13 protein-coding genes and 1 pseudogene are annotated in these 13059 nt (G+C 39.7%); 8 read left to right on the top strand and 6 right to left on the bottom strand.

Annotation, left to right across the window (positions count from 1 at the left end):
* Positions 1–145: 145 nt before the first annotated feature.
* Positions 146–1018, bottom strand: coding sequence for a helix-turn-helix domain-containing protein (locus tag IPJ09_09795; GenBank protein ID MBK7371715.1), 873 nt, complete (start codon positions 1016–1018; stop codon positions 146–148).
* A 244-nt stretch (positions 1019–1262) separates the two neighbouring features.
* On the opposite strand from IPJ09_09795, the gene IPJ09_09800 reads away from it, so the two are divergent.
* The 8 genes and pseudogenes from IPJ09_09800 (at position 1263) to IPJ09_09835 (ending at position 7167) form a co-directional block, all read left to right on the top strand.
* Positions 1263–1856: a hypothetical protein gene (locus IPJ09_09800; GenBank protein ID MBK7371716.1), complete on the top strand. Its 594-nt coding sequence runs from the start codon at positions 1263–1265 to the stop codon at positions 1854–1856.
* Between the two features lie 531 nt (positions 1857–2387).
* Positions 2388–2762: a hypothetical protein gene (locus tag IPJ09_09805; GenBank protein MBK7371717.1), complete on the top strand. Its 375-nt coding sequence runs from the start codon at positions 2388–2390 to the stop codon at positions 2760–2762.
* Positions 2763–2769: 7 nt separating this feature from the next.
* A complete protein-coding gene (locus IPJ09_09810; protein ID MBK7371718.1) occupies positions 2770–3402 on the top strand; it encodes a peptidylprolyl isomerase in 633 nt (210 codons plus the stop codon).
* 34 nt (positions 3403–3436) lie between these two features.
* Entirely contained in the window at positions 3437–4096 is a 660-nt protein-coding gene (locus IPJ09_09815) for a peptidylprolyl isomerase (GenBank protein MBK7371719.1), read from the top strand.
* 6 nt (positions 4097–4102) lie between these two features.
* Positions 4103–4854 (top strand): annotated as a pseudogene (locus tag IPJ09_09820) (ROK family protein).
* 40 nt (positions 4855–4894) lie between these two features.
* Positions 4895–5170, top strand: a complete 276-nt coding sequence (locus IPJ09_09825; protein ID MBK7371720.1) for a hypothetical protein — start codon at positions 4895–4897, stop codon at positions 5168–5170.
* Positions 5128–5544: a YceI family protein gene (locus tag IPJ09_09830; GenBank protein MBK7371721.1), complete on the top strand. Its 417-nt coding sequence runs from the start codon at positions 5128–5130 to the stop codon at positions 5542–5544. Before IPJ09_09825 ends, IPJ09_09830 begins: the two co-directional genes overlap by 43 nt.
* Before the next feature lie 99 nt (positions 5545–5643).
* Positions 5644–7167 (top strand): aldehyde dehydrogenase family protein, encoded by a 1524-nt coding sequence (locus IPJ09_09835; protein ID MBK7371722.1) that lies wholly within the window; start codon positions 5644–5646, stop codon positions 7165–7167.
* A 71-nt stretch (positions 7168–7238) separates the two neighbouring features.
* On the opposite strand, the gene gldN is transcribed toward IPJ09_09835, so the two are convergent.
* The 5 genes from gldN to IPJ09_09860 form a co-directional block, all read right to left on the bottom strand.
* Positions 7239–8069, bottom strand: coding sequence for a gliding motility protein GldN (gldN, locus tag IPJ09_09840; GenBank protein ID MBK7371723.1), 831 nt, complete (start codon positions 8067–8069; stop codon positions 7239–7241).
* A gap of 31 nt (positions 8070–8100) precedes the next feature.
* The gene (gene gldM, locus IPJ09_09845) at positions 8101–9669 is read right to left on the bottom strand and encodes a gliding motility protein GldM (GenBank protein ID MBK7371724.1); all 1569 of its coding nucleotides are present in this window, start codon (positions 9667–9669) and stop codon (positions 8101–8103) included.
* A 56-nt stretch (positions 9670–9725) separates the two neighbouring features.
* A complete protein-coding gene (gene gldL, locus IPJ09_09850; GenBank protein ID MBK7371725.1) occupies positions 9726–10553 on the bottom strand; it encodes a gliding motility protein GldL in 828 nt (275 codons plus the stop codon).
* Positions 10554–10655: 102 nt separating this feature from the next.
* The gene (locus IPJ09_09855) at positions 10656–11897 is read right to left on the bottom strand and encodes an SUMF1/EgtB/PvdO family nonheme iron enzyme (GenBank protein ID MBK7371726.1); all 1242 of its coding nucleotides are present in this window, start codon (positions 11895–11897) and stop codon (positions 10656–10658) included.
* 210 nt (positions 11898–12107) lie between these two features.
* A complete protein-coding gene (locus tag IPJ09_09860; GenBank protein ID MBK7371727.1) occupies positions 12108–13043 on the bottom strand; it encodes a PorP/SprF family type IX secretion system membrane protein in 936 nt (311 codons plus the stop codon).
* Between the last annotated feature and the right edge of the window lie 16 nt (positions 13044–13059).

Here is a 13059-nt window from a genome sequence, read left to right on the forward strand (position 1 = left end):
AGTCTTATTTGTATCAAAATACAATATATCAATTTGTTTACCAAACTACTTAAAATGCTAAAATCCGAATAATTGACAGTATTATGCTCTAAGGAGATGACTATTCGTCAGGTTAAGGTCGGCATATACCGAGCCAAAATGAGAGTTAAACAATGATATGATCCAATTCCTCTCTATAGGCTAGAGGGGTTTTACCAGTTATAGATTTAAAAAGTCTATTAAAATGGGAGGAATTATTAAACCCGCTATCAAAACAAACCTCGGAGATGCTTAATGAGGTATCAGATAATAATTTGCAGGCATAGCTAACCCTGAAATCATTGACGAACTCCGTAAATGTTTTTCCGGTGACCCGCTTAAAATATCTGCAAAAAGAGGGTATCTCCATAGAAACAAGATCTGAAATCTCTGCTAAGGTGATTTCTTCCGTAAAATGTTGCTTGACATATTCATGCACTCTGCCTATTTTATCATTGTCTTGCTTTTTGTATACCAGGGCAGGTCCATTGGTATTCAGTACCTGGTCATCATCAGAAGATGCCAAATCTCTAAATATTTTTAGCAGGCCAATTAGTTTTTCAAATGTGTTACTTACAGACAAATCCTCCAGGTGCTCCCCTATTTCTTTCTTAGTACGACCATGGAATACTACTCCGGAAGCAGCTTTATTCATCAATTGGTCCACCCCTTTCATTTCAGGAATGGAGAAAAAGGATGGCCCAAGAAAATCAGGCCTCAATTGAATTACAATTTCTGATCTATGTCCTAGCAATCTTTCGGTGAATCCGTAATGTGGTAAATTGGGTCCCAATAAGATGAGATCTCCATTATTATATTGAGAAATGTGGTTCCCAATATGCCTTTTGGCAGAGCCTGACTTAATATATACCAGCTCAATCTCCGGATGATAATGCCAAAATGGCTTGAGATTAGGCTCTGCTTCTTCAAACCGTCTAAAGGTAAATGACTGATCAAAACTCGGCGCAATTAGTTCAAGGACGGGCGCAGTGCCAAGCATGTTTTTCATAAAGATGGAATCATAATGAAATACAAATGTGCTATTCCTAAAATTACCAAGGTATTAATTAACAAAAAATTGGCTTAAATCAGGCATTTAAAATTTTGGTGAAAAAATTATTTCCAAATTCATGTTGGTTAATCTGGTATTAAGATCTGAAAATCCAAATGAAGGATGGCTGGCCTCTCTACCTTCATCTTTGTATCATAATTAATTCAAATTTTTCAATTTAAATTTTTAACCTATGAAAACAATTATCTCCTTCCTGTTGATCGCCCTGATCACAACCTCAGCATTCACTGCCTCTGCAGGCACTATAGCTGATGCAAACTTTACAATGAATATAAGTGGTCAAACACTTTTATTACAAACTGCCCAATGGAACCAATCAGACTTGAATGTTCAAATCAAGGATGAAGAAGGTCGCACGATCTTTGATCAGACTTACAAAATCACTGAAGCCACTAAAATAAAAAAATACAACCTTTCCAGATTGTCTGAGGGTACGTACAAAATCGTATTAAGCAATGAACTTCGAACTTCCAAACAAAATATCACCAAAAAAGATAAAGGAATACTCATAGATCCTACAATTGAGACTTATTTCAAACCTCAGATCTCTGTTCTTGGCAAACAATTGAAAGTAAATTATCTCAACCTGGATCACCAATCCACTTTAAAGATCCTCGACCCTAACCATGAGACCATTTATGAAGCCTTGATCGACCATCCAGGGTATAATCAACAGTTTAACCTTTCGAAGTTGGACAGGGGATCGTATACCTTGTTGGTCACTCAGGGAAATGAAAGATTCATTCACTCTTTTAACCTCGACTGAATATACTTTAAGCACACCCTAAGATCTATCCAGCTGCATCCTGCAGCGACAAGTAGAGTTTTTAAGTAAGGTTTTTTATTAATCAAAGTAAGGAGGACAAAGGTTCTCCTTACTTTTTTTAATTAGAAGTCATGGCTGCTTTAGCTCTGGAACGAATCACATGAATTCAATATACAACATGTATTGAGCAATGCTTTTGTAACTATAGCTTGGTACGGCTACTTAAAATAGGATGAATGGAGCGGCACACCAAAAATGCGGTTGGTTACTTGTCTTTACGATTTTCACCGTAGTAGTTTTAAAAAAAAGAATCCTTTAAATGGAATCAAATGCTGGTTTTTAGCATTTTAGTATGGCAGGAAATATGGTCTTTGCCAATTAGTGCCAGAATTAATCTCGGATCTTATCATCATTACCATAATCCGGGTGTTTTAACATTCAAAACCAGCCACTCATCCTTCAATTTATTGAAAGAACCTGGCGTTAAAAAATCGTGTCAGCTGAAGTTATATTTTTGTAATTTTGCAGCCCATGCAAAGTACCCTACTGGAGAAAAATTTACAATTGGACTTTGATTGGTTGCAGCTGCGTCATAAGCTCAAAGACAGTTTTGTTCTTGAGAAGTTGCCGGATCTCAATGCTGTCCTCTTATTCATAGGTATCCAGGAGCTCGGCAAATGGAAATCAAATCGCTTCAAAAAAGAGGAAAAGCAAGACCTCATGCACATAGCTGTTTGTACTTTGATGACGCTTGATGGATATTATCGCTGGGATGGCCTGGACACGGATGGATGGCCGCATTATGCTCAAGTGCGGGCATTTGACATAAAAGGAGAAGGAGCTCAGGATCAATATCTTAGAATGAAATCTATTGAATATTTTAATGATCAATGGTCAAAAACTTAATTAAATAATGAAAGCCGTTTTTATTGCATTCGTCAGTATGCTTGTGTTATCTGCTTGTTCTAAGCCAGGTGGTCAGCACGCAGTGATCGAGACTTCGATGGGAGATATTGAGATAGTCCTTTATGATGAGACCCCACTTCATCGGGATAATTTTATAAAACTCGCCAAAGAAAAATATTATGATGGTTTATTGTTTCACCGGGTGATACCCAATTTTGTGATTCAGGGTGGTGATCCCCAATCAAAGGGAGCTGCTCCAGAGGCATTCCTGGGAGGTGGCGGGCCTGGATATGAAATCAAAGCAGAGATCGGAGCTCCTCATTTTAAAGGTACGCTCGCAGCTGCCCGTAACCAGAATCCCGAAAAAATGTCCTCCGGGTCGCAGTTTTATATAGTACTTGGAGCTCCGGTATCAGATCAGGAACTTGCTCAATGGCAACAAAATAAGGGCATAAAATACAATGAAGCCCAAATAGCAAAATATAAATCAGTAGGTGGCCTGCCTTCTTTAGATGCTGATTACACAGTCTTTGGCGAAGTCGTAAAGGGATTAGACATCGCAGAGAAAATCGCTGTGACACCGACCAATCCTAGTAACCGACCACTCGAGGATGTATCTATGAAGGTGCGACTTAAATAATAAATTACTGATTTTACATTCATTTCTTCTGATTATGAAATCAATCCAATCCAAATTTTTTATTTTACTTTTTATTCTATCAATTATCAATATGAGTGAAGCACAAGACACTACATTTATCCAAATAGAGACTCCCCTGGGCACTATGAAAGGATATCTTGCCAACGAAACTCCTTTGCACCGGGACAATTTTATAAAATTAATCAATGAACAATTTTATGACAGTTTGCTTTTTCACAGAGTGATACCCGGATTCATGATTCAGGGCGGAGATCCTGACAGCAAAAATGCGAAAGCTGGAATTCCTCTGGGTATGGGTGGCCCTGGCTACCTTGTCCCTGCAGAATTTGTTGATTCTCTGGCCCATGTAAAAGGGGCCCTCGCTGCCGCCAGAAGTAATAATCCTGAAAAAAAGTCTTCCGGATCACAGTTTTATATTGTATCAGGCAGACCTGTAGCATTGACAGACCTTCCGTTACAAGAGTTTAAACACAATTTTAAATATACTGAAAGTGTAAAGCAAGAGTATCAGGCCCTGGGCGGTACACCTTTTCTCGATCATGATTACACGGTATTCGGTCGTATCACCGAAGGTCTGGATATTTTAGACCAGATCGCTGCTTCCATGGCTGATGGCCGTAATCGTCCGCTGGACAATATTTGGATGAAGATTTCAATCATTCCTCATAATTAAAACTATATGACAAAAACTAAAACTCAAATATTGGGTATAGATATCGGTGGAACAGGCATAAAAGCAGGTTTGGTTGACATCCATACAGGTGCCTTGATCGGCGAGGTTATAAAAATAAAAACACCTACCCCTTCTACTCCTGCCAATATATTTAAGGCTGTAAAACAAGTGGTCGATACTTTTAAATATAAAGGACCTGTAGGATGTGGATTTCCTGCTATCATCCATGATGCCGTCATTAAAAGTGCAGCCAATATTGATAAAAAATGGGTTGGAGTCAATGCTGAAAAATTATTCAATAAAATCACTGGTTGCAAGTTTCATATAGCCAATGATGCTGATGTAGCCGGAATGGCAGAGATGCATTTTGGACTAGGTAAAGGGCAAAAAGGAACTGTAATTTTGATTACTATAGGTACTGGACTGGGCTCTGCTTTATTTATAGATGGCACCCTAGTACCGAATACAGAGTTTGGACATTTAAATTATAAAAAAGCAGATTTTGAGTACTATGCTTCCAACACAGCCCGGGAGAAAAAAAGAATGAGCTGGATGAACTGGGGCATTCAATTCAACCACTTTTTGGAACATCTGGAGTTTATTTTTCTCCTACTATGATCTTTCTTGGTGGTGGTCTAAGCAAACGCTATGCTGATTTTAAAAAACAAATCAAAGTCAAAACTAAGGTCAAACCGGCTTCTTTGCAAAATCATGCTGGTATCATAGGTGCAGCTGCATTTGCTATAACCATGGATTAAAGCTGATAAAAAAAATTTTATACATATCAACAATACTTATATGAAATCACTTCATCTCACCTTCTTTCTACTTCTAAGCGCTCTTATTTTAAATTCCTGCAAAAACGAGCCCAAAACTACTTCTGCTGAAGTAACGAATGCACCTGCAGCAAAAGCCAAAACCGACGGCGATATCTCTACCTTAGAGGTATTAGATCATGATATTGATATTACTCCGGAAGGAAGCAAACTCTTCCTGGAAGGCTTTTTAAAAATAGCCTTGTCAAAGGAGCTATCACTATCAACAAGGGCAGTCTTCATATCAAAGATGGATTGATCACCAAAGGAGCCTTTAACCTGGATATGAATTCAATCGAAATGGTAGCCAATGTGGACGAATCCATGATCACCTTCTTAAAAAGTAAAGATGTTTTTGACAATCAGCGTTTTACCAATGGTAGTTTTATCATCGAAGAATGTACCAAAGCCATCAATGATCAGCAAGCGACCCACTTAATCAAAGGCACCCTTGAATTGATGGGCAAATCTATTCCCTTCAATACCAAGGCTCGGATAGATTACAGACCAAAATTTATCACCATTTTGACACCCGGCATTAAAATAAAAGCCTCCGAACTTGGTATCAAAATGGCAGATCCATCTCAGGATAATTTATATTTTTCATTGACTCTTAATGGTCAGGTTTTATAATAATTCGCTTCAGTAAAATATATCAGAGCCCAGCATCCAGCCGGGCTTTTTTTTTGATATGAAGATTCAAGTGTAACTTTATATACATATCTAATCATTATGAAACTATTGAACCAATTAGGAATTAAGCCGGTTAATCCAGCATTTGTAACCGGTCTGAGGAAAGGTGGCAGATCAAAAACGCAGATCTATTCATATTCCCCGGTAGATGGTAAAAGGATGGCAGCAGTCGCACAGATCTCCAGAACGGAATATGACAAAGTAGTAGCTGGCGCGGTGAGAGTACAAAGATCATGGCGACAAGTGCCTTCGCCTAAGCGCGGAGATTTGGTCAGGCAGATTGGAGATGCCTTTAGAGCAAATAAATCTACCCTCGGCAAATTGGTATCTTATGAAATGGGTAAAAGTCTGCAAGAAGGTCAGGGTGAAGTCCAGGAAATCATCGATATCTGTGATTTTGCCGTAGGTCTGTCCCGCCAGCTTTATGGGCTTACGATGCATAGTGAAAGACCCGGACACAGGATGTATGAGCAGTGGCATCCGCTTGGAGTCGTAGGTATCATTTCAGCTTTTAACTTCCCGGTAGCGGTGTGGAGCTGGAATGCAATGCTAGCCCTCATCTGTGGCAACACTATCATCTGGAAGCCTTCAGAAAAGACCCCATTGTGTGCGGTCGCTGTAATGAATATCATCGAAAAAGTTCTAAAAATAAATAAAGTCTATGAAGGGGTAATCAATCTGATCCATGGAGATGCCGTAGTTGGTCAATGGTTAGCTCAGGATCACAGGATAGCCCTCATCAGTGCCACCGGCAGTACCAGGATGGGCAAATCGGTAGCCCAAACTGTGGCTTCAAGACTTGGCAAAACATTGTTAGAACTGGGTGGAAATAATGCCATCATCATTACTCCAAGTGCCGACCTCAAAATAGTACTGACTGGAGCTGTATTTGGTGCTGTGGGCACCGCCGGTCAGCGATGCACTTCGACTCGAAGATTGATCATCCATGAGTCCATATATGATAAAGTGGTTTCAGCGCTTCGTAAAGCCTACTCTCAGATCAAAATTGGCGACCCACTGAATGCATCTATGCACATGGGGCCGCTCATCGATGAAGCCGCTGTGGATAATTATTTGCAGGCACTTCAGGAGATTATTAAACAAGGTGGACAATTACTGACTCCCTCCGGAGTACTCACCGGTAAAGGATTTAATAGCAAATGCTATGTCAGACCGGTTATAGCAGCTGTGAACCATGGTATAGAGATAGTACAACAAGAGACCTTCGCCCCAATCTTATATGTCATGAAATATCAATCATTGCAGGATGCTATTCATATCCACAATGATGTGCCACAAGGCTTATCCTCCGCCATCATGACGAATGAAATAAAAGAAGCAGAATTGTTTCTATCTGTTCAGGGTTCTGATTGCGGCATTGCCAATGTCAATATTGGCACCAGTGGTGCCGAGATTGGAGGGGCTTTTGGAGGGGAAAAAGAAACAGGTGGCGGTCGTGAAAGTGGATCTGACGCCTGGAAAAACTATATGCGAAGACAAACCAACACGATCAACTACTCCTCGCAACTGCCTCTGGCCCAGGGTATCAGTTTTTCATTATAAAGCCAAAACCTCAATAAAAAAGCCGGTTCAAAGACCGGCCTAAAAATATATTCAAATGATTGATATTCAGATCAATACTCCCAAAGATCATGTTCAAAATTGAACAATTTGTCTTTGATTTTGTCACTTTCGCGTAAGCGGGCTACTCCATCATCCGGGAAAAAATCCTTCAAACGCAAGTCCTGTGCATTTGATTCTTTGAAGATATAGCTGGAGAACCTGCGCATTTCAAAGACATCATCCCAACTGAGTGGGGCTGCATCATTAAAGTCATTGAATGCTTGTTTTTTCGCCAGGACTTCTCTGATTTGAGGATAATATAACCAAAACATCGGTTGTTCCTCCGCTCTACCTGCTATGATACGTTCACGTACAGGTGCTATACCTAATATTCTAACTTTAAGTCTTGAAGCTTCACGATCAAAAAACCAAACTTCTTTGATTCTATAGAATTTAATATTGTCTGCGCTAATCTCATTTCTAACGACTGATGTCTTGGTCTCATATGTCTCCGGATCCACTACCTGCACCGTGTCCATGCTAAACATCATACCTTCAATCTCTCCAGGCTGCATCAATTGTTTGAATTCGTCGTCTCTAAATGCTGCCACCATACCACTAACCGCAGCTTCATTGAGAATAGCAAACAAAGGCTCCCTAGGATATATAAAAGGCAGATTGAGTTTTTCTCTTACATCAATCACTTGCCAGATACGTTTTTCCCATGGAATATCTGCTTCACGAAGTGATTCGTAAGGCAGTACTCTTTGATCCAAAATCGTCCTCCGGACTACTATATCATCCATGAATATGCTGCTGTCAGCAGGTTCGCTGGATTCGGTGATAATGTTTTCTGGTCGCTGTGCCTGGCCAATAGTTGCGAGTCCGCAAGCAAAAGACATGGCAAAAAATAATTTCTTCATAGCTTATTCTTTATTGAATAGATATTGTAATGTCTCCTAATCTTCGATTGACTTCATCACCCGGGCACTTACACCTGATATTTGAAAACAGATACAAATTGCCTGGTTTAGCCAAAGATATAATTCTGGCAGCTTCCGCAGCAAACCGACTGCCTGGGTTAGTGGCTTCGGATAGATCTTCTCCTTTAGCTACCCTCGTGACGGTATAGCCTGCAATATCACATTTAGCATCAAAATCGAAGTTTTCAAGTATAGCAGCTATACCAAGCTGTGCTTTAAATTCTCCATTTCCGACTTTATTCTCTTTGATGCCCCCTATCCTGGGTATCGGATCGGGAATACCTTTGATTCTGAATGCTTTCCGTGTGGGCGCATTACCAGCTGCGCTAACGATAATGGTTCCCTGAGTGCCAGGCTTAGCTGAATTGGCCAAAGTAAGCCCATACGTGCCATCAGAATTTCTATTAATGGTACCCGGACCATCAAAGGATACATTGATCTGGTTGCTTGATATTCCTGCAGCCGATACTTCGATAGGATTTTCAACTCCTTTATATAATACATTCATTTTAGCAGCAGACACAGTGACAGATCTTTCACCTACTTCATATTCAAATTCGCTTTCAGAAGTAGTAGTTTGTCCTGTAACTGGGTTTATCACTGAAAACCTTACCGTATACTTCTTTTGCCCCACACCTGATGGAGTCACAGAATATTTGGCCACTCCATCGATGACAGGTACATTGGCTCCATTTACAGAGGCAGTCATATTAGTACCAACGTTAGAGGAAGAGGCACTCAAATAGAGATCAGCTTCATATTTCTCACCGGAGATGATATAACCCTTTTTGGGAGCGGATACAACCTGGTATTTATCAAATTTGATATCTTCTCCACCTACCTTACCCATCAAATAGTTTAGCACAGCTGCTTCAGTACTTTTAGCATCATTTTGAAGTTTATTGAGGATAGGCAAGGTGGCTCCCAACGGCATATGATTGAAGTTAAAATTGGCCCAGTTCTTTTTATTGGTAGCAGTCCAGGCTGAGTCTATGCTCATGGACAATTTATTCATGAATTCTGGCCTATCCGTTTCATCGATTAGTTGAATAAATTTATCTCGTGCTTCAGTGATCTTTTTTTCTAATTCGGCACCTTTGCCGTTATTTGCAGCTGGATCTTTTCCTACCAACAGACGAGTAGTCACATCCTTGTTCTTTTCACCTTTGAGCGAGGTGATTCCAGTTCGTGAGTCGGTGACATAACCTCCTGTCTCATTTACCATCGTATCAATTATCGTCTGAACAAAGTCGGTAAACTCTTTGCTTACCTCCCTGGCAGGTACAGCCCGGTCGGCATATTTTCGCAGCTGAGCTTCATCTTTTTTGGCCAACTTATCTACTTCAGCCGGAATTTTATTATTGGATTCATCCAGGGCTACATTACTCTTTTTCAACCCTTTATCTACTACTCTAAATGCATTAAAAATTTCAGCAGAAACATTGAGTGCCAACAAAGCTGTGAGAACCAGATACATCAGGTTGATCATGAGCTGTCTGGGTTGCTTAGGTATAGACATGACTTAAATTAAATTGTTTCAGAGGAGGTGATTAAAATAATAATTTAGTTATAAAACTATTTAACAGTCATGGCAGTAAGCATATTGCCATATACTTTATTCATGGATTCAAGGTTTTGAGCTAAGACCTTTAATTGTTCTTTTGTCCGGGCTGCATCTCCAGCTGAATCGTGTATGGAAGTAAACGCTTCATTCACTTTAGCATAAGTACCGTTTAAGGAAGTCAGGCTTTTTGAAAGAATGCCAAGTTCTTCCTGTGTCTTCTTTGCATCACCTGCTGAATTCTGCATCAAGGTAAAAGCCTCATTCATACCAGCATAATTGCTATTAAGAGAAGTTAAGCTTTTAGATAAAATGCCAAGTTCGTGTTGGGTCTTTTTGGCATCTTCCACAGAACCCTGCAGTGCCATAAAAGCTTCATTCATCTTTCCATAAAAGTCAGTAACAGATTGAAGCTGTTGTTTGGTCTTGCTAAAATCAACCTCTTGAAGCGCTTTAAGAGATCCCATGCTTTTACTCATCCCCTGAAGCTCTGTCAACATTCCTCCAAGCTGATTTTCGACTAGCTCTCCGTCAAGCTGACGCATTGACTTTTTTGCTTTGGAATCTATAGCGCCAACTCCAGGCAAAATCGCAGGTACATCGCCATGATAATCATCAATACCAGGATATAATTTTTCCCAATAATAATCTTTGTCTGGCGGTAAAAGCCCAAGCATAAGAAATAAAATAGCCTCAGTACATAGCCCTATCGTCAAAAATTCACTTGCATAAGGCAAACTCTCAATTTTGAACAGAGCTCCAAGCATTACGAGGGCAGCACCCACGCCAATGATCAAATTTTTTATGTATTTAAAGGAGGAGGTTTTATACCAGGTAGCCATAATAATATATAATTTTATTTAACGATTTGATGATTTAATAAAATAAAATAAAGGTTTCAATCACAAGTTGAAAGTTCAATTCTTTGGTTTAATCAAGGTTGATTACTTAAAATCATTAATAGATCTTCCCAAAAAGGAAAGTACATTTCTAAAGCCTATATATGATTTGGTCGTATCCTGGTAATCGTATGTACGAGTACCATTTTGGAGATAATATGATATGTCTTTCCAAGATCCACCCCTGATCACTTTTCGCTTATATACTTCCGGATCGCTTTGCTTTGCATCGTATTGTATATCAGGATTCATGTCGTGAGTGAAATTATTGGCATTGTCAAAATAAGCGGTCACTGTCCATTCTGCTACATTTCCAGCCATATTGTACAAACCATATTCATTAGGAAAATAAGAATGTACTTCTACCGTATACTGGCCTCCATCTTCAGGATAATTTCCCCTGCCGGGTTTAAAATTGGCTAACAAGCATCCTTTTGCGTTTCTGACATAATAACCACCCCATGGATAAGGAGCCAGGTCTTTTTTGCCTCTGGCAGCATATTCCCACTCATACTCAGTAGGCAGCCTGAAGCCTTCAGAATTGACTTCATCAGGTCTGTTTGTGTTCCAAAGCTGGGTACGCCATTGACTGAATGCTTTTGCCATTGACCAGTTGACTCCAACTACCGGATAATCATCGTAAGCTGGATGCCAAAAATAATTTTTTGCAATTGGATCATTATAGGAATAAGCAAAATCTCTGATCCAGCATAAAGTATCAGGATAAATTGAAGTAGACTCCTTTTTGATAAAAGATTTTCTTGGAGCATTCTTATTCATCGCTGCTGCCCTGATATCAAACCAGGAATATGTGTAAATCATTTTTCTCACATCGATTTCATTGCCGGCCAATCTATCTTCTCCCTGGTAGTATAATTCGCTCAGCTCCTCCGCAGTCCAGTCAATATCCAATTCCCAATCAATCGAGGTAGATCCGTCATCGTTCTCGATGATATCCCCCATCAAGGTATGAGCCAAAGAATCTCTCACATAATCAACAAATTGACGGTATTCATTATTAGTAATCTCTGTATCATCCATATAAAAACCTGAAATAGATATAGCCTTAGGTTTTTGAATATAAGAACTGAAGATATCCTGGTCACTTTGACCTACATGAAGGGTGCCCGAAGGAATATAGACCATGCCATAAGGATTGATTCCTTTCCATTTGGGTCTACCGGCACTACCAGAGAGGTATCCTGACTGCTTGTTACCGCCCCCACAAGCAAATAATATCAATAAAAAAAGAGAGGAAACACTCCATCGAAAGGCTTTTCTATTCATTGTCGTTCGTTTTCAATTTAATTCTGGCTCAATTTAAAAATGCGCGTAAAGATACTTCCTTGTTTTCTAAATATTTACAAAAATTTCAGTTCATTTTGGTAGTGAATAATTGAAAGAACCTTGCGCTCCAATCAATTAAACGATCTACATTGCTACTAAGTACATAAATCATGCCTTACCTCATTAAAATTTAGTTAAATAAAGCAAAATTCAATATCTGGGGTTGAAAATAATAGGTTCTCGTTCGACTCCACCTATCTTTTTGTTCAAGTTATAGTTCAACATCAGCTCATGGGTACCCTGGTGAACAGTTTTGATGCTGGATAATGTAAAATCAAAAGCATATAGCACCCTTAGATTAGGATTGACCTGAAGCCCTCCTAGAACGGAAATGGCATCTAAAGTATTACTTGAATAGCCTCTCAAGCCAATTCCAGCCAGCACATTTTGATTGATGGTAGCTAGTCCGGTAAGATCGGTCTGTGTCAGCACCAAGTCCGATTTGATCAAGAGAGAAGGTGTAATGACCAAGGATTCATTTAAATCAAATTTATATTCTGCATAAAAGTTGACTCTCGGCCGGAGTTTGTATTCTGCGGTAATTCTGTTAAAGTGAATGGTAGGATTATGAAAATTTTCAACTGAAAGACCTGCCTCCAAGCGCTCCTGGGCAAAATAAATTCCAGCACTTACCTGTGGTACCAGACCATTGGCTTGAGTTTCAGGCAAAATATTATCCTGATGAAAAATAATGCCTCCCTCGTACTTGCCTGAAGGTGTGCGCAATAAAGAACCATCGAAGGATTTTTGTACAAAACCCAAACCCAAACCCGCTGAAAAAAGTCCAAGATTGTTTTCGAAGACATAGTTATATGAAATCAGACCCCGGATCGTCTTTTCCACCCCAAAACTTTCCTGTTCCAATTTAATGCCACCGGCCCCTTTTACATAATAAAGCGGCATATTGGCATGTATCATCCTGGAAGTGGGTGATCCAGCTAATTCCTGCCACTGAGCCCGATATATTCCTGTGATACTCAGAGAGGACTCCATGCCCGCGTAAGCTGGATTGAGGGCATATTTTTGGCCCATGAAGATAGAGTATTGGCTGCTCTCCTGACCTAAAGCAACTAAGCTTGTAAACATGCAGAAAATACCTATA

This window comes from Saprospiraceae bacterium (assembly GCA_016709995.1).
In the GTDB taxonomy this organism is placed as follows: Bacteria; Bacteroidota; Bacteroidia; order Chitinophagales; family Saprospiraceae; genus JADJLQ01.

Bases quoted from the DNA above. Each gene is read 5' to 3' on its own strand.
- gldN (MBK7371723.1), bottom strand. From the start codon at position 8,069: ATGTCTTTTGCTTGCGGACTCGCAACTATTGGCCAGGCACAGCGACCA.
- IPJ09_09810 (MBK7371718.1), top strand. From the start codon at position 2,770: ATGAAAGCCGTTTTTATTGCATTCGTCAGTATGCTTGTGTTATCTGCT.
- IPJ09_09855 (MBK7371726.1), bottom strand. From the start codon at position 11,897: ATGAATAGAAAAGCCTTTCGATGGAGTGTTTCCTCTCTTTTTTTATTG.
- IPJ09_09800 (MBK7371716.1), top strand. From the start codon at position 1,263: ATGAAAACAATTATCTCCTTCCTGTTGATCGCCCTGATCACAACCTCA.
- IPJ09_09795 (MBK7371715.1), bottom strand. From the start codon at position 1,018: ATGCTTGGCACTGCGCCCGTCCTTGAACTAATTGCGCCGAGTTTTGAT.
- IPJ09_09835 (MBK7371722.1), top strand. From the start codon at position 5,644: ATGAAACTATTGAACCAATTAGGAATTAAGCCGGTTAATCCAGCATTT.
- IPJ09_09825 (MBK7371720.1), top strand. From the start codon at position 4,895: ATGAAATCACTTCATCTCACCTTCTTTCTACTTCTAAGCGCTCTTATT.
- gldM (MBK7371724.1), bottom strand. From the start codon at position 9,669: ATGTCTATACCTAAGCAACCCAGACAGCTCATGATCAACCTGATGTAT.
- IPJ09_09805 (MBK7371717.1), top strand. From the start codon at position 2,388: ATGCAAAGTACCCTACTGGAGAAAAATTTACAATTGGACTTTGATTGG.
- IPJ09_09860 (MBK7371727.1), bottom strand. From the start codon at position 13,043: ATGTTTACAAGCTTAGTTGCTTTAGGTCAGGAGAGCAGCCAATACTCT.
- gldL (MBK7371725.1), bottom strand. From the start codon at position 10,553: ATGGCTACCTGGTATAAAACCTCCTCCTTTAAATACATAAAAAATTTG.
- IPJ09_09815 (MBK7371719.1), top strand. From the start codon at position 3,437: ATGAAATCAATCCAATCCAAATTTTTTATTTTACTTTTTATTCTATCA.